13 protein-coding genes are annotated in these 21460 nt (G+C 39.5%); 7 read left to right on the top strand and 6 right to left on the bottom strand.

All coding sequences use genetic code 11. The features are described from left to right. Window positions 1-26: 26 nt before the first annotated feature. Both hrpA and HXT43_RS03465 read right to left on the bottom strand, forming a co-directional pair. Entirely contained in the window at window positions 27-4112 is a 4086-nt protein-coding gene (gene hrpA, locus HXT43_RS03470) for an ATP-dependent RNA helicase HrpA (RefSeq protein WP_421780896.1), read from the bottom strand. 45 nt (window positions 4113-4157) lie between these two features. Further along, window positions 4158-4859, bottom strand: coding sequence for a class I SAM-dependent methyltransferase (locus tag HXT43_RS03465; RefSeq protein WP_004107129.1), 702 nt, complete (start codon window positions 4857-4859; stop codon window positions 4158-4160). A 264-nt stretch (window positions 4860-5123) separates the two neighbouring features. Here HXT43_RS03465 and hflX point away from each other — a divergent pair, with 264 nt between their 5' ends. From hflX to HXT43_RS03445, 4 genes are all read left to right on the top strand, one after another. Further along, on the top strand, window positions 5124-6578 hold the full coding sequence (gene hflX, locus HXT43_RS03460) for a GTPase HflX (RefSeq protein ID WP_410294548.1): 1455 nt from the start codon (window positions 5124-5126) through the stop codon (window positions 6576-6578). 143 nt (window positions 6579-6721) lie between these two features. Next, the gene (locus HXT43_RS03455; protein ID WP_004107125.1) at window positions 6722-7684 is read left to right on the top strand and encodes an L-lactate dehydrogenase; all 963 of its coding nucleotides are present in this window, start codon (window positions 6722-6724) and stop codon (window positions 7682-7684) included. A gap of 124 nt (window positions 7685-7808) precedes the next feature. After that, complete coding sequence (locus HXT43_RS03450) at window positions 7809-9293, top strand: sensor histidine kinase (protein WP_004107121.1); 1485 nt, start codon at window positions 7809-7811, stop codon at window positions 9291-9293. A gap of 186 nt (window positions 9294-9479) precedes the next feature. Then, a complete protein-coding gene (locus HXT43_RS03445) occupies window positions 9480-9752 on the top strand; it encodes a WhiB family transcriptional regulator (protein WP_004107118.1) in 273 nt (90 codons plus the stop codon). A gap of 7 nt (window positions 9753-9759) precedes the next feature. Here HXT43_RS03445 and HXT43_RS03440 read toward each other — a convergent pair whose 3' ends face one another. The 3 genes from HXT43_RS03440 to HXT43_RS03430 form a co-directional block, all read right to left on the bottom strand. After that, a complete protein-coding gene (locus HXT43_RS03440; RefSeq protein WP_410294547.1) occupies window positions 9760-11583 on the bottom strand; it encodes an FtsK/SpoIIIE domain-containing protein in 1824 nt (607 codons plus the stop codon). Window positions 11584-11816: 233 nt separating this feature from the next. Next, window positions 11817-13115: an LCP family protein gene (locus HXT43_RS03435; RefSeq protein ID WP_032842522.1), complete on the bottom strand. Its 1299-nt coding sequence runs from the start codon at window positions 13113-13115 to the stop codon at window positions 11817-11819. Between the two features lie 110 nt (window positions 13116-13225). Continuing rightward, window positions 13226-14659 (bottom strand): LCP family protein, encoded by a 1434-nt coding sequence (locus HXT43_RS03430; RefSeq protein ID WP_004119875.1) that lies wholly within the window; start codon window positions 14657-14659, stop codon window positions 13226-13228. 321 nt (window positions 14660-14980) lie between these two features. Here HXT43_RS03430 and HXT43_RS03425 point away from each other — a divergent pair, with 321 nt between their 5' ends. Beyond that, window positions 14981-18382, top strand: a complete 3402-nt coding sequence (locus tag HXT43_RS03425) for a glycosyltransferase family 2 protein (protein WP_415707263.1) — start codon at window positions 14981-14983, stop codon at window positions 18380-18382. Further along, entirely contained in the window at window positions 18369-19955 is a 1587-nt protein-coding gene (locus tag HXT43_RS03420; protein WP_116442669.1) for a DUF5719 family protein, read from the top strand. The genes HXT43_RS03425 and HXT43_RS03420 overlap by 14 nt, the downstream gene beginning before the upstream one ends. A 76-nt stretch (window positions 19956-20031) precedes the next feature. Here the strand turns inward: HXT43_RS03420 and HXT43_RS03415 are convergent, their stop codons facing one another. Further along, window positions 20032-20460 carry a metallopeptidase family protein gene (locus tag HXT43_RS03415; RefSeq protein WP_421780894.1) on the bottom strand — a complete coding sequence of 143 codons (429 nt, stop codon included), beginning with the start codon at window positions 20458-20460 and terminating at the stop codon, window positions 20032-20034. A 119-nt stretch (window positions 20461-20579) separates the two neighbouring features. On the opposite strand from HXT43_RS03415, the gene HXT43_RS03410 reads away from it, so the two are divergent. Further along, window positions 20580-21401 (top strand): HAD-IIB family hydrolase, encoded by an 822-nt coding sequence (locus HXT43_RS03410; RefSeq protein ID WP_004119866.1) that lies wholly within the window; start codon window positions 20580-20582, stop codon window positions 21399-21401. The last annotated feature ends 59 nt before the right edge of the window (window positions 21402-21460 follow it).

Below are 21460 nucleotides of genomic sequence, written 5' to 3'. Positions count from 1 at the left end.
ATATATGCATATATGCGAAACAGTTTTCACCTTCCGTCAATCATCTTTCGCATGCGTTGTATGCTAATCGGATATGCAGTTCCCAATTCTTGCGCCCAAAGAGACACATAGAATTCTTCGCACATCCAACGTAATTTCTCAGCGATCATTTGCGACTCGTCATGAGCGGGTCCCGCTGGGATTTTCTGAGTGTCTTCTTGAGTTTTTATTACAAGCTTATGTGCTTCATCTGCTTGCCAAGCCCAACGTACGTCACGGTTTTTATCTGCTTTAGCTTTAGTAAGACGAATCACGTCTGCATGCAAGTAGCGTTCAATACGAGGTAGAGAATCAGATGGAGTTTTGGCAATAAATCCTTCGTATACAAGACTTGCAGTGTGTTCTCGGATTGATTGCAACACTGAAAGCAACGGTAAATCAGCCTTGCCGGAAACAGCTTTACTTGATTCTGCTTGACGCTTCAATATTGCGATCACATCGTGTGCAACAGCATAAACAGTGTCTTCATATACTTCAGATACGTTTGCAACAGTTTCGCGTAATAAATTGTCGTCAGTAATATTATCCGTGTTCGCAATTAGTCGTTTTACTGCAGCCATTTGCAAGTCTTCTGCTAAAGCATTAGAAGTTGAATAAGGTGCAGCTGCGAGCATTAAAGCTTCAGAACCAAGCCAGCGAGAAGTAATACGCTTATTGTCTAAATGCAGCATATTCAATGCGCTTTGCCAAACCATTTGTGCGCGTGAAAGGTTTGTAGCACCAGATTTGTGTAATAAATCTGCTCGTTCAATTACATGACCAGCTTGTGCTGCTTTATTTGCTTTGATATTTACAACTTCTCGTGCAGATTCTTGTGCTTCTTTCGCAAAACGCTGTTGCAATGCAATTAATGATTTGTCTGTTCCAAGAAGAGTAGGTTTTACGTGATTAGAGTACTTGTTGCGACCTGCAAGTTTATTGCGACTTTCGTTAGCTTTTCTCTCTTCAACACTAAACGTCATGCGCAAGTATGGCGAAAGTCTGCTTATTTGCTCGTCATCGAAAACTTCAGGATGTATTTGCGCGCCAACTACACAAATTGCAGCTTTAGTGAAAACTTCTCTAAAATCTTGCCATTCGCTTTTTATATTGCTTTCTGTTTCTCCAGTCCCAGGAAGCTCGTCGTAATGTTCGTCAATCCAAGCGCGAATTTTTTGAGCAGTGTCAGGAGCTGGAACAAACTGTACTCGTAGAGCTTTAGGCAAAGATTTAATCATGCCAATAATAAGCTCATCAAGCAAACCTGGAACATTCCAAGTAAATTCTTCAGGAGTTAAACGCGAAAGTACGTAAAGCGGCACATGCACTGTTACGCCGTCCAAAGGATTAGCCGGATCATACACATAACTTAAACGCAACCTTATAATCTGACCGTCTGTACCAACTGTATTCCAATGGTCAGGATAATCAGCTAAATCAGTGCTTTGCGTAGTTTGTAAACGTTCAACTTCATCGGGATTAAAGTCTAACTTGTGCGGATCTTCTTCGCGGTTATCTTTCCACCATTTTGCAAGAGCTGCAATAGTAGTTGCTTCTTGAGGAATGTGAGTGTCGTAAAAAGTAAATAAATCTTCGTCGTTTACAGTTTCGCTTATTTGGCGAGTGCGATTTGCTTGATTATCTGCATCTTCAAGCACATTGTGATTATTTAAAATAAACTCATCGTGTGCAAAACGCTGTTGCACATCTGCCTCAACTAAGCCTTGACGAATCATAATCATTCGAGCTTCGTAAGGATTAACTCTAGCCCATTGAACTGTGCGATCTTGAACAATAGGCAATCCGTATAGTAATACCTTAGATTTTGCTACAGCAGCACCTTTAGAAGCGCTCCAATGAGCGTCTGAATACGTGATTCTAGTAAGATTTTTAGCAAGAGGCTCAGCCCAAGCAGGATCGATTTGTGCGCAATATCTTGCCCAAAGTCTAGATGTTTCAACTAATTGCGTACACATAACCCATGAAGGAGTTGTTTTAGAAACAGATGAAGCCGGGAATATTGCGAATCTTCCTCCGCGCGCGCCTTGATAGTCGTTTTTAGCCATTTTTTGAGCGCGTTTCATAGCGCGAATTTTTGCTGATCCATGCAAATTAGCAAAATCTGAAGCTTTCGGTTCACGCACTACTTGCATTCCCAACATAGAAAGTAATCCTGCAAGCATCGACGAGTGTATTCCTTGCGAATCCCAAGAGCAGCACAAGCTATGAGCAGCCTGCTGATTATTAGGAAGTTGACGAATTTCCAAAGATGGCCTTTTAGATGGAATAGGCTCGCCAACTTTATAATGTAATTCTTTACACAAGTCTTGAAGTTGATTAACTAAATCTTTCCACTGTTTTAAACGCAAAAAGTGGAAGAATTCCGCTTTGCAAAGTTTGCGAAGAGCATTATTGCTCATATTTCCGTCTGCTTGGAAAATATAATCCCAAATATTTAAAGCAGTTAAGAAATCGCTTGTTTCATCGGCATAACGATTATGAAGTTTATCTGCTTCTTCACGCTGTTCTTCAGGGCGCTCGCGAGGATCTTGCAAACTCAAAAACGCAACAATTACCAGCACAGCAGCAAGAGTATTCGGAGTGGTTTTACGAGCTGCTTCAACAATCATGCGTCCTAAACGAATGTCAATAGGCAATTTCGAAAGCTCGCGTCCAATATGAGTTAAAGTAATGAAACCTGATTTTCTGCTTATTGCGCCAAGCTCGTTAAGCTCATTAAAGCCGTCGCTTACTGCTTTCATATCAGGAGGGTCAATAAAACCGAAATTCGTAATATCTTCGCCAGTTTTAGCAACGCCTACTGAAAGCATGTGTAATACTACTGCTCCAAGCGAAGTGCGCAGAATCTCAGGATCGGTAAAACGAGGTCGAGTTTCGTAATCTTCGCGCGAGTAAAGTCTAATAGCAATTCCGTCCGCGATTCGTCCGCATCGTCCAGAACGCTGATCTGCGCTCGCTTGAGAAATCGGCTCTATAGGAAGCCTTTGCACTTTTGCAGACTTAGAATATCTGCTAATTCTCGCAAAACCAGGATCGACAACGTATCGAATCCCAGGAACAGTAAGCGAAGTTTCAGCAACGTTCGTAGCAATAACAATGCGTTGATGAGAGTGATGTTCAAATACGCGATGCTGATCTTTTGCAGAAAGACGCGCAAAAAGCGGCACTATTTCAATAGCATCCGCTCGTTTCATATCACTTGCTCGAGTGCCAAAATATGAGCGTAATCCTGCTTCAAACTCTCTAATATCGCGCTCGCCGGAAGCGAAAACCATAATGTCGCGCGCGCCTTGCTCGTGGCTTGAATGAATAACTAATTGAGCGCATGCGCGAGTTACTGCAGATGTCATATCTTCATCTGTAATATCGTCTCGATTGCTTTCGTTAGATTGGCTTTCTGCGACAGTTTCCTCATCCATTGTTATGTCTGCAAAGCCGGGGACATGTCGCATAAGTGAAGGTGCGGAGCCAAGCGGCTCATAAAGCACTCTCACAGGGTACGTGCGTCCAGAAACTTCAATAACAGGAACTTTTATGTGTAAAGCTTGTTCGAAATGTTCACGGAATTTTGCAGAATCTATTGTTGCCGAAGTAATAATCAGCTTCAAATCGCGTCTTTGCGGAAGTAAAGTTGTTAAATACCCTAGCAAAAAGTCAATGTTAAGACTGCGTTCGTGAGCTTCGTCAATAATAATCGTGTCGTATTTAGTAAGAAGAGGATCTCGCTGAATTTGCGCAAGTAAAATACCGTCAGTAACAATTCGAAGCTTCGTTTTAGGTGAACTTTCGTCGGTAAATCGCACTTGGTAGCCGATTTCTTCACCCAGTTTTACTTCCATTTCGCTTGCGATTCGCTCAGCAACAGTGCGTGCAGCTAAACGGCGAGGCTGAGTGTGTACGATTTGCTTACCTCTTCCGCCTCTTCCAAGCTCAAGCGCCATTTTTGGGATTTGCGTAGTTTTACCGGAGCCAGTCTGTCCGGAAACAATCACGACTTGTGAAGACTTAATTGCTTCTATTATTTCGTCGTGTGCTGCGCAAATAGGAAGCTCAACAGGGTAGTCGAATTTCATAGTGTATATTTCTTTTCGTAAATTTTTTACTTTTTTGGTACTTCTTTAGTGCTTACTTTTTAGTACTTCTATAATTCGGTATCCTTTAGAGCTTGCATATTTTTCAACGTTGTAGTTTTCGCCAAGATTTTCAGCAAGCCAAGGAATAAGTGAGTCTGAGCCAAGATTTTTTTGCACAACTAAGTAAGCTGCTCCTCCCACTTTTAAACGCGGAATCCAAGTCATCAAAATGTCGTGCAACATTTCTTTTCCAACGCGAATTGGTGGATTGGACCATATGAGATCAAAATTATTAAATTCCAAAGTATTATTTTCTTTTAAAGCGTCATCTACTAAAGAAGTGCGAATATGCTTTAAGCCAGCGTTTTTTGCGTTTAGTTCAGTAAGCTCTAGCGCTCGCTCATTTACATCTACAGCTACAATTTCAGCTTCTGGAGATTCTAAGCCCATTGCAATGCTTATAGGACCCCATCCGCATCCAATATCAAGGAATTTGCCATTTTCTGGTGGTTTTGGAGCATGTTTTAGTAGCACAGACGTGCCTAGATCAAGCTTAGAAGCGCTGAATACTCCGTTTGAGACTTGTATAACAGTTTCATGATTTCTCAAAGTTACATGTAACGTTCTTCGCTCATCGCAAGATGATGGTGTTGCAGAAAAGTATTGTTCGCCACTGATTTTTTGCGTTTTTTCTGATTTTGGTGATTTGGTTTTATCGTATTGTTTAAATTGTTGATGACTTTCCATGATCTCGCTCAAAAATACCGTATTTCGCCTATAAATTTAAATTTATTAATATACTTTTTACTATTGTATCTTTATTTACATATCATACATATAGGTTGTGTTCATATATTGTCGTCTCAAGTCACCATAATAAGACAAACGTTGTAAAACGCTATTTACAATGAAATAGAGGAGGGACAGTTGGTGGATAGTAATGTGGTATCCGGGCGAGATGATGTGCTTAATTCAAACGATCTTTCCTCCCTTGAAAATGATTCTAATAATATGAATGAGCATAATCTCACCAATAATGCAGTGCTTTATGCTCATTCGGATGTGCTTCTAGACACTACTTCTGACAGTGAAAAGCATGATGAAGCTTGGCAGGAGCGTGAGTCTCGTAATGCTTTAAAGCGTGTAGCTGGTCTTGGTGAATTACAAGATGTTACCGAGGTTGAGTATAGAAAGCTTCGTCTTGAGCGCGTTGTGCTAGTAGGAGTGTGGTCTAGTGCAAAAGGAACTCTTGCTCAAGCTGAAGAATCGTTGCGTGAGCTTGCAGCGTTGGCACAGACTGCTGGTGCTGTTGTTTGCGATGGCATGTTGCAACAAAGATATAGGCCAGATGCTGCAACTTATGTTGGTTCAGGTAAAGCGCGTGAGCTTGCAGCAATAGTTGCTCAACATGATGCAGATACGATTATTGTTGATGATGATTTACCACCTAGCCAGCGTAGAGCTTTAGAAGATGCAACCAAAGTTAAGGTTGTAGATCGCACTGCTGTTATTTTGGATATTTTTGCTCAGCATGCTACAAGCCGTGAAGGTAAAGCTCAAGTTGAGCTTGCTCAATTGCAATATATGCTACCTAGGTTAAGAGGCTGGGGTGCTGCTCTTTCCAGGCAGGCTGGTGGTAGAGCTGCAGGAGATGCTGGTATTGGTTCTAGAGGTCCTGGCGAAACTAAAATCGAAATGGATCGTCGAGCTATTCGAAATCGTATTTCTAAACTTCGCCACGATATTGCAAATATGGCACCTGCGCGCGATGTAAAACGCGGTTCTCGTAGACGACAAGATATTCCAACTGTAGCTGTTGTTGGATATACGAATGCTGGCAAGTCGTCTATTATAAATCGTCTTACTGGTTCACAAGAATTAGTAGAAAATGCACTGTTTGCAACTCTTGATACTGCAGTACGTCGTTCTCAAACTCAAGATGGTAGAAGCTATACTTTGGTAGATACTGTTGGTTTTGTTCGCAGACTTCCAACTCAATTAGTTGAAGCATTTAAATCCACTTTGGAAGAAGTTGGACAAGCAGACGTTATTTTGCACGTAGTTGACGGTTCGCATCCAGATCCTATTTCGCAAATTAATGCAGTAAACGAAGTTCTCGCTAATATTTCTGGTGTAGAAGATATACCTCAAATTATGGCATTGAATAAATCAGACATGATGAGTGATGCTGCGCGAGAACGTTTTTCTTCTCTTTATCCTGATGCTGTTATTGTTTCTGCATTCAGTGGCGAAAATTTACAAATATTGCGCAATCGTTTAGAAGAATTGTTACCGTCTCCTCGTGTTCGTGTAGATGTAACTTTGCCGTACGAGTTTGGTGGATTATTATCAAAAGTTCGTGAAAATGGTGTAGTTGAAAAGGCAGAATATGTAGATTCTGGGGTTGAACTTATTGCTTGGGTCGGACCATCGTTAGCTGCAAAACTTATGAAAGTAGCATTGTAATAATAAATTCCGGTGGTGCGATTAGAGTAAAGGTGTTCATACCAAAAGCTCTTAATGTGAGAGCAGCCCTTAGTAATGCATAAATCGTGGTATTTTGTGTGCTTATAAGGGTGTGATAGGTTGTTGAAAAGAGGTTTTTGCTCATGGTGAGTTCGCAGGTTAAGCCAACTAAGCTTGCAATTATTGGTGCCGGCGCAGTCGGATCTACTCTCGCTTTCGCTGCTGCTCAGCGTGGTGTTGCGCGTGAGATTGTGCTTGAAGATATTGCTAAGGAACGTGTTGAAGCTGAAGTTTTGGATATGCAGCATGGTTCTAGCTTCTATCCTGCAGTTTCTATTGCCGGTTCTGACGATGTGGAAATTTGCCGTGATGCTGACATGGTCGTGATTACTGCTGGTGCTCGCCAGAAGCCAGGTCAGACTCGTTTGGAGCTTGCAGGAGCCACTATCAACATCATGAAGTCAATCATTCCGAACGTTGTGAAGGTTGCTCCTAACGCAATTTACATGTTGATTACTAATCCTGTTGATGTTGTTACGCACGTTTCTATGAAGCTTTCTGGTCTTCCAGCAAACCAAATGTTTGGTTCTGGTACCAACCTTGATTCCGCTCGTCTTCGTTTCTTGATCGCTCAGCACACTGGCGTTAATGTTAAGAACGTTCACGCATACATTGCTGGCGAACACGGTGATTCTGAAGTTCCTCTGTGGGCTTCTGCAACCATTGGTGGTGTTCCAATGTGCGATTGGAACGCTCTTCCAGGTCATGAGCCACTTGATGCTGCTAAGCGCGAAGAAATCCATCAGGAAGTTGTTAACGCTGCTTACAAGATTATCAACGGTAAGGGTGCAACAAACTACGCTATTGCTATGTCTGGTGTAGATATTGTTGAGGCTGTTCTTCGCGACACTAACCGCATTCTTCCAGTGTCTTCTTTGCTCGATGACTTCCACGGCATTTCTGATGTGTGCATGTCTGTGCCAACATTGCTTAATCGCAATGGTGTAAACTCTCGTCTAAACACTCCAGTTTCTGATCGTGAGTTGGCTGCTTTGAAGCGTTCTGCTGAAACTTTGCGCGAAACTGCTGCTAAGTTTGGCTTCTAGTTTTAAAGAATAATTTATAAATTATTAAACCGCTTCTTCTCTTAATTGAGGAGGAGCGGTTTTCTTGTTCAAAACAACAACATGCCTCACAGAATTTTCTGTGAGTTCGATATATTATTACATTATGGCTGATTTTTCTAACATTCTTGCTACTCGTCCTGATTTTAATGACAGTGATCGTGAGTGGCTTCATCATTTGGTGGCCGATTGGCAGGTTATTGCAGATTTGAGTTTTGCAGATTTGCTGCTGATTATTCAAAATGGTGACGGTGATTATGTTGTTGCTGAACAATGTCGTCCTTCAACAGCTATTACTTTGCGTACTGATGATTTGTTAGGTAAAAAATTAGATGATTCTTTAGTACCTGAGCTTAATGAGGCGATGAAATCTGAGACAAGTTTCCACTCTTCAACCTTACGTTCTATTGGTAGAGCTACTGTATGCTACGTTTACGCTCCAGTTCGTCATAGGGGTAAAACCATCGGATTAGTTATGCGCGAAACTAATTTGGCAACGCGTGAATCTAACGGTCGTTATGAAACCGAAAGTATCAATGCTGGTAAAACTTTATTTGACATGATTCCTCGTGAACAATTCCCATATCATGAATCTGTATTAAATCAGCGACATAATGCTCGAGTATCCGATGGTTTTATTGTGCTAGAAGACGATGGAATAGTTCGTTATGCTTCCCCTAATGCCATTAGTTGTTTCCGCAGACTCGGTGGATTAAATACTATGCAAGGTGAATATTTAAGCGAATTTGGCACTAGGTTGTTGCATACAAACGATAATGTTCCCGAAAGTTTACCTCTTGTATTAACTGGAAAAGCTGATGTAGATTGTGAACTTGAAGCGAACCATTCTATAGTTTCCATGCGCTCCTTGCCTCTGTGGGGTCCAAATAATCGTGTTGGAGCTGTAGTGTTATGTCGTGATGTTACTGAAGTTTTGCGACGTGAGCAAGAATTGCGCACTAAGAATGCCACTATTTCTGAAATACATCATCGCGTAAAAAACAATTTACAGGCTGTTTCTGCTCTTTTGCGTTTGCAAGCCCGTAAAACAAAATCTATTGAAGTTAGAAAAGAACTTGAGGAAGCTCAACGTCGTGTGCAAACTATAGCACTAGTTCATGAAGGCTTGAGTCAAACTGCTGACGAAATTGTTGATTTTGACAAAGTTATTTCGAGTTTGTTGAAGATGTCAATTGAGTTGGCGTCTCAGAATCAAAATATTGATATTGATTTTGTTGGAAAATTTGGCAGATTAGCAGCTCAGGATGCTACACCATTATCTCTTGTTTTAACTGAGTTAGTGACGAATGCAGTTGAACATGGTTTTGAAGGTCGTGAAAAAGGTCATATTCGTATTGCAGTTGGTAGGGGCGGAGACAATCTTAATATTGTCGTTGAAGATGATGGAGATGGTATAGATAGCGAGTCTTCTCATGGAATGGCTAAACCATCTGGCTCTGGCCTTGGAACGCAGATCATAAACACATTTGTCACTAACGATTTTGGTGGTACAGTTCGTTGGTCTCCTCGAAGAGAAGGCGGAACTAGGGTAGTGTTAGACATTAAATTGCGCGTATCTGGTATTGAGTAGCTTTAGTAAAAATTGTTTTCCAACGTGCATTAAATGTTATACATTTAGTGTAAAAAGTATAGGAACAATTAAAATTGCTAATAAAGATGCAAAATACCTTGAAAAAACTTTCTTTTCATGATTTCCTTACATTCAGGGGAACTTCTAAAGCTCACCGTTGTAGGTAAGAAATGAGGATAATAATTCATGAGCAACTCGTTTGATTGGCGCACAACAGCAGCATGTAGTGACAAAGATCCTGAACTGTTCTTTCCTCTTGGCAGTGCTGGTACAGCAGTTCAACAGCTTGAAGAAGCAAAAGCAGTATGTCGCTCATGTGATGTTGCAACAGAGTGCTTAAAATGCGCATTAGAAACTAACCAAGATTACGGTGTGTGGGGAGGATTAAGCGAGGATGAGCGTAGAACTCTAAAGCGTAGAGCAATGCGCGCACGTAAAAGTCAAGATGCGTCACTATGAATAAATTTTATTCTAGGTGCACTATTTGGGTTAAACTTGCTGATCCTGGAGTGATTAAAACACATCGTCCTGGAAGTTGATAGTCTTCAATATCAAAACTTTTAGATAAAGCAGAAGGTATTCCAAGCATTGTATCTGTGCCAATATCTCCTGTTGGGAATATTATCCTCACTGGTGCTTGCTCAGGTAAACGTAAGTAGCGAGAAGTGCTAGTGCTCATAATAACTGGGCATTGTTTACTATTTAATCTTTTTTGAAAAGCAATAGCAGTTTGTCTCGTATTTAGCGGATCAAGCAATTCATCCGCATCGTCAATAATGATTGGCGTATTTTCGTTGTAAATGTTATTAATGTTTTGTTCGTATAGTGATTTTCCTGAATATATTGGCAGGTTTAAAGTTTTAGAAATTATTTTTAATATTGTTGTTTTGCCTTGTTTTCTACTTCCAATAATAGCTATATTTCCAAGGTGAATTGGTAATAGAGCAGGATATAAGTGTATGGTATCGTCTTGCAAACCAATAATAATATGCTTCGTATGAAATTCTTGAGTACGTAAACTTTGAGATATTTTTTGCTCCGAATTTTTGTATTTGTAATTATTTGAATACTCTGCAAGTTGTTTTGCTGAAAGGATCGACGGCAATGGTTTGCTAAATAATTCTGGAGAATGATCATGATGGCAGAATCTACCAGCTAACTGTATTGCTCGTACTAAATGTGCAGGATTGCTGCTTTGAGCACATCGCAAAGCAGCTACTCCTTCTCCAATATTGTAATATGCGGCTCCTGGTGTATTTGGGCTTATTCTAGCTGCATGCGCTGTTCCTAATAATTCTTGCGATTGCATTCCGTCTCTAACTCTCAAGCAAACATTAATAGAAATATTAGCTTTCATATCTGCGCTTACTTGTACGAGTGGATTTTGAGTTCCAGCAATAATATGCATTCCCAAAGATCTGCCTACTGATGCAATTCGTATAAGACGAGGCATGTAGTCGGGAAGTTGATCTTTTAAAGCATGAAATTCGTCAATAACAATAAGCAATGAAGGCTCAGCTGGAGTTACTTGTGCAATATTATTACACCCATGATGAGCTACTAGTCTTTCTCGTCTATCTAGTTCTAGTTCGAGACCTTTTAGAGCGCGTATTGCGTGTTTAAGATTTAAATCCCCTACGTTTCCCATAGCATGTGGGAGTTTAGATAGTATGTCAAAAGTTGCTCCTCCTTTAAAATCCATAAAAACAAACCGTAGCTGCTGTGGGCCGTATTGAAAAGCCAAAGCTAAACACCAAGTCGTAAGAAGTACTGATTTACCAGAACCAGTTGTTCCAGCAACTAAAGCATGTGGTCCATTGTTAATTAAATCTAAATAGCAGTATCCATTATTGCTTATTCCAAGTGGAGCTATAAGGTGTTTAGTTTTTGAATTAGGTAAGTAGTTATAAATATTTGTATTTAGATTTTCCTTCATACTATTAGATTGGTTTTTTGTGTCGTATGTTCCTGCATTTTTTAACCATATTTGCAATACTTCTTTCCAGTGATGTTGCGTATTAGAAATTGCATTTCTTCTCATAAGTAATGTTTCTAAACTTACTGGTGTAATAGTATCTGGCAAACTTTCTACAGTTTGTTGATTATAAGTTAAGTTATTTGACGATTGCGTAGTGTTTAATAATTGAATTTGCTGATTTTGTTGAACACTTTGAACAGAATTTTTCTCAGATATGTATTGAAAAATTTGTGGAATAAGACTTGCTATGTACATCATAATGCTTGGAATAATCATGGTTAGCATCATCCAATTATTTTGCATCCATGCCATTATAGCCAATGCTATGTGAGCGAATATGGGAACTATACTCGCTGCCATCTGCACATGCATAAGTACTTTAGTTGTAGATATTCCTGTATTAGATTTGTTACTCATAAATGTATGAGACAATATTTTTGATTTTTGTGCAATACTTATGCAAGATTGTGGTTAAAAGATACGGGTTTAATGCTTTCTAAGTTATGGTATCTAATTGAAGTGTTGCATACAACAATACTTCGAAATTATTGTTGCTCCGCAAGAGTTCCAACTGATCCAGGTTTATGAGTGCCTGATGCAAGTTGGTTGAATAAATCTAAGTTTTTAGCATCATCGAGAAGCACAGATGAACCAACTCCTGGAACTTGATAGTCAGGATTCGTCCAATATACTGTTCCAGATATGCCTGACGGTCCAGTTGCTTCTTTGAATGCTTGAGCCATTTCCCATAATGTTCCTGGATTGGTTTTCTCGTCAAAAATAACTGAAGCAAGTCCCGTTTCAGCAAGCTTTTTTACTTTTCCAAAATTCAATAATGTATTGTGATCTAAAGCTTTTTTCATAATAGCTGCAATAACCATTCGTTGACGTGCAGCTCGTCCAAAATCAGATTCTGGATCTGCGTATCGCATTCGCGAAAATGCTAACGCTGTATTCCCATCAACGTGATGGCATCCAGAAGTCCAATTTAACCCGCTAAACTTATCGCTTACGGTACGGTTGTAGCATAAATCAATGCCGTCTATAGCGTTAACAACATTAGTAAGACCGCCAAAACGTATTTCTGCAACATGGTCAATGCGATGACCTGTAATTTTTTCTATTGCTGCTGTTAATGCTTTATTTCCAGCTGCTTGCGCAACGCTATTAATTTTTACTTGTTCGCCATTTAAAGAAACAAGAGAATCTCGAGGAATAGAAATTAGAGAGCTGTGACCATTGCTCGGCTTTGTCAATACAAGAATAGTATCTGTTCTAAATCCTGTTATCTCTTTAGCTTCTTCGCCTTCTCTTTGATCAGAACCAAGAATAAGCCATGCTTTGCCTTGAGTGCTAGGAGTATTAGTAAGCCAAGTAGTGCGGTTAATTCTTGAGTCAACCCAGTTCCATGAATATACCCCAAAACCAGTTACACCTACTGCCAGAACAACAAAAAATGCAATAAATGCATGTAAAATTCTGTGCGGTTTGTGCGGTAGTATTTTTGCTGCACTTCCAACTGCTTTATTTATAGTTGTTGGAATACGCATTTGTGAAATAGAACTTGTGCGCGGTGCTGGTCTTGGTTGCAATTGCGATGTGTAAGAAACAGGTCTAGAAGAACATTGTTCTGGACTTTTTAAGATTCTTGTTCTTTGAGTTGTAGGCGCAAAAGACGGCGCTTGTGATGGAAGCGCATTAGACTCTATTTTGCCTCTTTTTACGCGTTTTGGAGTGAAACTAGGAGGCACGTTTGAGTTAGATGAATCGTTATTATGAGAAGGAGTGAAGATAGGTGGGTTTATATTATCTTCAGAAGGGTCCTCATACAATCTCGAATTCATGCATCCTCCAAAATAAGCATATGCGCCATATATCTTCAATGACTATGAGTATATAATATACAAGTTATGCTCGTACATTAATATTCATAGATTACATCTTGCTTAATTGTTTACTTTTTTCTAGGCACAGCGCAAAGTACATTGTTTGCATACTTGTCTGCAAAGCCAACGTATTGTCCTGTTTGTGGATCGTGAATAGTTCCATTTTCAGGATTTACAATTCCTCCAGTATTTGGATCAATAAGTTGTCCTTGAGAATTTTTTATTAATCCTGTTTTTGGATCAACATGTCCCATCTTCTTTGGATTTGTAGTTTTATTAAGTTTGTCGTTTTCGCTTATATTGCTATTGTCATCCGTATCTTCATTGTCTTGATCGTTCGTATCCTTAGGCGAATTATTGGCATTCTTTTTGTTAGTGCCGTTAATTTTATGATTTAGCGATAGCGGTTTATTTTCACGCATTAAATCCCAAATATTGTCTGCTTCGTCAGACCATACAACACGATTTGGATCATAAGGATCTGGAATAACAGGAGTAGTACGAGCATAAATATGTGAAGAATCTAATTTACGCATGCTTAATGCCAAACCGACCAAAGTGGTAGGATTGGCCAAGCCTTCACTTATATTTAATGCTCCCAACGATGCTTTTGCAAGCTGGTAAAGCTCACTTGTCTGAGTAAATAAGTTTTTAGACAGTGCTTGATGTAAAAGCTGTTTAATCAAGTATTGCTGTCTTGTTGTTCGCATTATGTCAGAGCCATCGCTTGCTGTATCGTGGCGCATTCTAGCGTATTGAGTAGCAAGTCGACCATTAAGATGCTGCATTCCTTGTTTGAAATTTACACCCGTATAGGCATCGCGAGTTGCTGTTGGGATGCATACGGATACTCCACCAACTGCATCAATCATATTGCTTAATCCACTGAAATCAGCGACTATAAAATGATGGATATTTAAACCAGTAAGTGAATTAACAGCTTTTAACGAGCATGATGCTGCTGAGGCTAAATCTCCGCCTTGTGCATATCCTAAGGCGAAAATTGAATTAAACATCACATGTTTTCTTGCAGGAATATGTCCTTTTGTAGTGTCGCATGCTGGTGCGTTTACCATAGAATCTCGTGGAATAGAAACGATATTCATGTATGATCTATCTGCGCTAATTTGAACTACCATAGTAGTATCTGACTGATGATCACCAGTTTCACCGTCGTGTGTGAAGCTTTGATTGTTCCCATCTCGAGAATCTTGACCTAAAACAAGAAAAGTTACTGGTTTGCCTGCGTTAATATCAAGTGTCTGATTAGCTTCTGGATCTTTAGATATGACGTTTACAACTCTGTTACTTACAGCAGAAGAAAAATCTAACCACACTGCAGCTATGATTGTTGAAAAGAATGTAAGTACTGAAATAACAAGCATACACAGTATCTTGCGCGTGCGGTTAATCATTCTATAACCAAGACTATGATGAGGAGTTGAATTCCAATCTTCGCCTGGTTGGTACCGCATGCCTTCATGATACCGTGAAGTTGTCATCGTACCTTCTTTCTCAATAATGAGGAACCTTTTAGGTTGTGGCAATATCATTTCTTTTGCCATCGAATAAATCAATATTCAATGGACACATATAACGCGCCATTATAGTACATGGCAATGAGATTTATGACACCTGGTTGTGTTGAATATTATTTGATCTTTTAATGAAAATTTTAATAAGTTTAAGCAAATATTCTAATTAAATTTATATGGAATGCACTGGTTAATATGAACAAAAATATTAATAAAATATGTATAAATTTATTTAGAATTACGACTTGTGTTTTGGTGGATACATACCCCCTGCGTAAACTGGTAAGTATGGATTCGATAACCGCTCATAATCTTACATTTGAAGACGAAGTTTTACAGGTGCTGTCATCTGCGAAAGATGCGCATCCTCATGATGTGGATTCGTCCATTATGGCAATGATGTGTGTGGAGCGAGATACTCGTTTTTATGCTGATACGTTACATGCAGTACTAAGTCAATCAATTCTTCCTGGAACTTTGGTAATAGTCGATTGTGCTAGTCGAGTAAAGCAGACTATGCAAACGAATTTACAAATAAAAATTAATTCATCTATGCTTGCGGGAGCAATTAATACTAGAAAATCATTATTGCAGAATGCTAATAATATCGATTCCAATAATACAATTGATAGCGATTCAAAATATAGACCAAATACTAATCGCGTAAATAATGCTCGCGTAAACAATAGTGAAAATAAATCTGTACGCATAATTATTATTCCCATTTCTTATGCTCATTCTTTTGGAGATGCAATAGAAAAATCTTTGCGCAAGATTTTGCCTTGTGCAGGAGTTTCTGCATTATGGCTTTTGCATGATGATTCTCGTCCTGCAGACTTCCATTGCTTAGAATATTTGCGTGAAACTTGGCGCAATACTCCGACTGCATCAGTATTGGGAGCTAAACAAGTTGATTGGCAAGGAAATATCTTGCACAACGTTGGAATGTATGCTTGGCGTCACGATGTTCATACTCTTACTGTTGACGGCGAGCCAGATCAAGAACAGTATGATGGGCGTGGAGATGTGTATGCAGTATCGCTAGCAGGTGCTTTAGTCACATTAACTGCATGGCAAACTTTACGCGGTACGCAACCATGGATGACAACTTTTGGCGAATCAAGAGATTTTTGTCGTAGAGTATGTCTATCTGGAGGTCGTGTTGTTGTAGTTCCTTCAGCTCGTATTGCACACAGGCGTGCAAGGTTAGAAGGTATCCGTACTCGTAACGGTGATGCTAGAAATCATGATAATTCAGGATCTAAATATGGTGTAGCAGCTTCTCTCGTAGCTAAGCAGCGTTACAAATACACTGATATTAGTATTTTTTTGTGGCCTCTTATATGGATTCTTAGTTTGCCTGCTTGTTTCGTTGGCGCTTTGCATTCGCTGTTTGCTAAACATCCTTATATAGCGTGGATCCGTCTGCTTTTGCCATGGCTTGCTATCATGCAATTACCTAGAGCAGTTTTTGCTCGCAGAAGGATTGCAAGGAATACTCGTGTTCCATTAAAGCGACTTGTTCCTCTTATCGCAGATCGTCATCAAGTTGCACGTTGGCGTGATCGTAGTTCTGCTTTCCAAGCTCAACAGCATTTCGTGCTGTTAAGTCCTCTAGCGAAGCGGCATTTGCATATTCGAGTGTTGCGTAGGTGGAGTGCTGTTATTCTTGCGTCTCTTCTTCTTTTTGCAGTCATATTGAATTTATATGGCTCTCCATGGCGTGAAATTTTAAGTGGCGCTTCTTGGAATGCGCAGCAATGGTTACCAACGGGTGCAGATTTCAATCAACTATGGAATTCTGCTATTGGTGCATGGGTTCCTGATGATGGTTTTGGACCTGCAATTCCTCCAGCACCATGGCTAAGTATTTGGGCAATCGCATCAACTGTGGTTGGCGCTAACCCGTTATTGGCTGTCACATTAATGTTCTTCTTAGCTGCTCCAGCTATGTGTTTAAGTTTTTGGGCTCTTGCTGGCGTATTTACGCGCTCGGATACTGTACGTGTATGCGCTGGTATTTGCTGGACTATGATTGCTATTGCTTTTGGTTTGTTTGCACGCGGTGATTTGCCAATGTTAATGACTATGGCATTTTTGCCTGCAGCATTTGCTTTTGCGTTCCATGCTGTTGGAATGTACGTAACAGAAGATCCTGTGCGTCCTGTTAAATCCACTCAATGTGCAGCATGCGCAGCATTATGCTTTATGGTTCCAGTAGCTGCAGAACCGCAGCTTGTTTTGCCTCTTATTGTTATTTTTATTGCAGCGTTTATTATGGTGCGCTCTCATCGTATTATGTTTGCGCTTATGCCTATACCATCGATAATTGTTCTGCTTCCTACAATAGGAAGTGCTATTAGATATGGCGGATCTGGAATGTGGCGTCAATTGTTCTCTAGTATGGCTTTGCCATTGAGAAGTGTGCAAGGTGCTCCACGCGTAAGCGATTACGCTGATGTTTTGTTGCACGCTTTTAATATGGCTTCTCCTAATGTTGAAATTAATATGCCATTGATGAGCTTAAGAACAATAATAATGGTAATTTTTGCAATTCTAGCTGTTGTTATGGCTGTTACGTCATTAACTTTGCCTTTTGCTTTGCGAGTTTCTCGAATGATGTGGGTTGTGATTATTTCCGGAATGCTGTTATCTCTTATTGCTGCTCGTGTTGTAGTTGCATCCGATATTTCGGGACCTGTTGCTGCAAGCGTTTTGCCTGGAGTCGCATTATCTACTGTCGGCATTTTATCTTGTATGTGCATGGTTGCCGGTCAAGCTGTTCGACGCTTTGAGCCACTACGTACTTCGAAGGAATCTGAGTCCCAAATTTTTGATAACTATAAAACTCGTGCAAGTAGACGTGCTGCAATGCGTCGTTCTGCGGCACAATTGTTGCAGCACATAATTCGCGTAGCACGCGCTGTTCTTGCAAGTGGCATGTTGACTATGGCGGTTCTTTTGGGTCTTTTTGCTGTATTGAGCGGACCTGCTACATCTATTTGCGCAAATAACAATGAGCTCCCTATGGTTGTTTCTGATTATTTGCGAAAAGACGATACTCGGCGAATACTTGCTTTAAGAGCTCAAAGTAGCCATGATTTGTCAATCTCTATTATGCGAACATCTAAGGGAGATGCAATAGACGAATCTCCAGCACTTCGTGTTAGACAAGTAATGTTTGGTGATTCATCAAGTAATAAAGCAATATATCGCGCCTCAGCACAATTGTTATCTCATGCAGATAATGGCGCAATTTCAACGTTAAAGCAACTTGGAATTGGCGGTATTTATATTGTTAATAGTTCAGAAAATAAGCAGGTTTCCCATAAAACTTCTATGTCAATACAACAATTGTTACATCCTTCTGTGCAAACTGTAAGTAATGTTAACAAAGAAGCTACTGAACAATTAATTGCACACGTTAACGCTTCTGACGGTACACAATTAGTTGTTTCATCACCGCAAGGAACTTATTGCAGATTTGATGGTGTGCCTGATTCTAAGTCGTTGTCTTCTACATCTCCGTATTATCGATCTAGGCCTCTTGCGTGGAGAGTTCCTTGGATTATTGTTTCTTCTATGGTATTACTGCTGTACTGTATTGTTGCCGTGCCTCGATTTGGCAGACATGCAATGATAGAACGTTCAGATGACAGGCATGAGGAGGAATTAGATGAACTGGCATAAAAATCCTCATGAGGGCTCTAAGCATGGTGAAGTAAATGCAGATGTAGATATTAATCGCAAGAACAAAATAGTCAGTATTGTCTCACTTGCTATTTTTAGTGCAATAATACTTATTGCTTCTGCATGTGTTGTTGCATTATGCTTACCAATGCCTCACTTTGTAGATAATCCTAATACTCCATCTAGTGGCGTTATAAGTAGTGTTGGTTCTACTCGTTTGCAAACTATTTGTCCTATTCGATTGTCTCTTCCAGATTTGACTCAATATGGTGATAGCGAATATAACGAATCAGAAGGCGATTTACAATCTTCTGCTCGTTATGGTGCTTTTGGAGATGTGTATAGTTCTAGCTTGCGTAACATACGAGATAACAATGATCAATCTATTACGTTGAATTCAAAATCAACTGATGATGATACGTCAGCTTTTATTGCTAACAATAATGTAAATCATGACGCTCAAGTTCTAGAAGGACATTTATCACGAGTTGGATCTGGCACTGGAATATCTGCTTCCATGGTTTCATGGGCTACTAAAGGTGACGTAAAAGGTTTATCTGCAACTACCTGTTCCATGCCGTCTATGAAACAGACATTCCTAGTTCCAGAATCTGCTGATGGAATTTCTATTCGTTTAGAAGCATTTAATGCTGCTTCAAAATCTACTGTTGTTCGTGTTAAAGCTTGGTCTGCAGAACATGGCAACAATCAGTTAAATCTTTCTACAGGAAGTGCTTTTACTGTTCCTGCTCGTTCTCACGCATATTTTGATCTTGCTGCTGCTTCTCCTAAGACTTCTGGATTATACGTGCAAGTTGAAAGCGAACAGACACCTATAGCATCATTTGTAAAAGTCGTTCATATGAGTGGCTTATCTGTAAAAGGTGTAGATATTGTTCATGAATTAAGCACTCAATCTAATACAAATATTCTTTCAGGTATTAGTGAAGGCGATCAATCTAAGTTATATGTATGGCCAAATAAAGATGGTAATGTAACACTTTCATGGATGAATGATACAGGTTCTAAAGAAGTAAAGAATTTGACGTTAAAAGCACACCATTTGCAAGTTGTCGATCTTGGAAAAGTTCCAGAGCATGTTAATGCTTTGAGCGTAAGTGGAGATGTTCCTACTCAAGTAATGATGTCTATTACTAAAGATAGCAAAGATAATCAATCAGATGTAGCTTTTATTACACCATCTAGCGTGCAAGGTAGTGGCGCAATTGTTTCACCTGTTTCTGCTAATGAAACAGCTCTATACCTTTCTTCTTCAAGCGATAAAGATACTTCTGTGCGTTTGCAAGGATTTGATTTAAATGGTGTATTAGCTGCTACAAAAAACGTAACGATTCCTGCGAATGCATCTTTAAGAATTCCTGTTTCAGACATTTCGCACGATGTAGTTATGTTTATTGCGAAATCGCATAGCAAAGTTTCTTTGTCTGCCCGTATTCATAAAGATGAAATCGATAAGGCTGGTATAGCAGGTATTTCTTGGCTTTCTGCGCAATCTTTGGAGCCGCAAGAAATGAAGGTATACGTTAAAACTGACAATCATATTGTGCAATAATACGAATAAAAATATTGCTATAAGCGACTATAAATTAATTAAAATACTTGATAATTTTAATTAATTTAAAAATTGTTTACAAACCCCAATCTGGATCAATTTCTTCTGGTCTGCGACCGTATAGTTCTGCTAAGCGTTGCACAAGCTCATCTCTGATAGCATATTGAAGTTCACTTCTGCTGTTTACATGAGTGCATAGCGGAAGCCTATACAATACAATTCTAGATTGCATACCACGGCTAGCTGGAAACGCTTGTGAAAGTATTCTGCGGTTTTGTTCCCATAACAGTGGTTGTGAAGGTGGCACATCTTCTACTGCAAATTGAACGTCTTTAGTTAATGCTCTCCAAGCACTGTTAAGACGTCTAATTTGAGCCGCTACCATAGCATCGAACATTCCGCTAGCGGTTCTATATTGTGGCAGGCGAGTACCAAATATTGGTGCCCTAAGACCTCTACCATGCCTATTTCTATAGTGACGTTCTTCCCAAATTAGACCTGTCATGCTTCCACTTTACGAGAAGGCTAGGGCAATAATATGTAAATAATTAATATGCGGTGTGTGAAATACGCTCACACTATAGAATACTATATATATGGTTTTAAAAGTCAGGAGGATTTGTAATGCTCAAACCAATAGTGCATGATTGGAATGAGTTTAATCTTGACTTGAGCATTGCTGAATCGTCTCTTATTGCTTTTGATTTAGATAACACACTGGCATGTTCTAAAAAACCTATGCTTAAATCGATGGCTGAATCATTAAGTAAGCTGATTGATATAATTCCTGTTGCTGTAATAACAGGTGGCTGCTTAGAGTTAGTTAAGAAGCAAATTTTAGATATGCTAACTACTGGCACTAATCTTAAAAATATTCACATAATGCCTACTAATGGAACTAGTTATTATCGTGTGAATAATGACATGTCATTGCAATGTGTTTATGAGCATAGTATCGATTTTAAGCAAGCGCAATGCGTTATTGATGCAATACACAAGTGTGCAAAAAATATGGGCGTTTGGAAAGAACCCGGCGATCCAATGCTGTGGGGAGAACAGATAGAGAACCGCGGTAGTCAAATTACTTTTTCGGCACTAGGACAACTAGCTCCTATTGAATATAAAAAAACTTGGGATCCTAGCGGTTGTTTGAAAGCTCAACTTGCACAAAGCATTTCTCAAGCTTTACCTAATTTTGCTGTACGCGCTGGAGGAGATACTAGCATCGATATATACAGGCGCGGTGACGATAAAGCTCAAGCTTTGCGAATGCTATCTCAATATTGTGATTTTAATATTGAAAAAATTACTTTTATTGGCGATCGTATGTATCCTGGAGGAAACGATTATCCTACTGCCTTTACAGGAGCGTTAGTTGTTAAAGTAAGTAATCCTTCGGATACCTTAGAGCTTTGTAATAAGGTACTTAATATTTTAGAAATATAGAATTTTATTAATTTTTCATTTTAAAATACCTTTTATCCACAATAACATTTTTTATTTGC

Origin of the sequence: Gardnerella sp. DNF01195 (assembly GCF_049244175.1) — a bacterium.
Lineage (GTDB): Bacteria > Actinomycetota > Actinomycetes > Actinomycetales > Bifidobacteriaceae > Bifidobacterium > Bifidobacterium leopoldii.
This window is presented reverse-complemented; position numbering and strand designations above follow the sequence as displayed.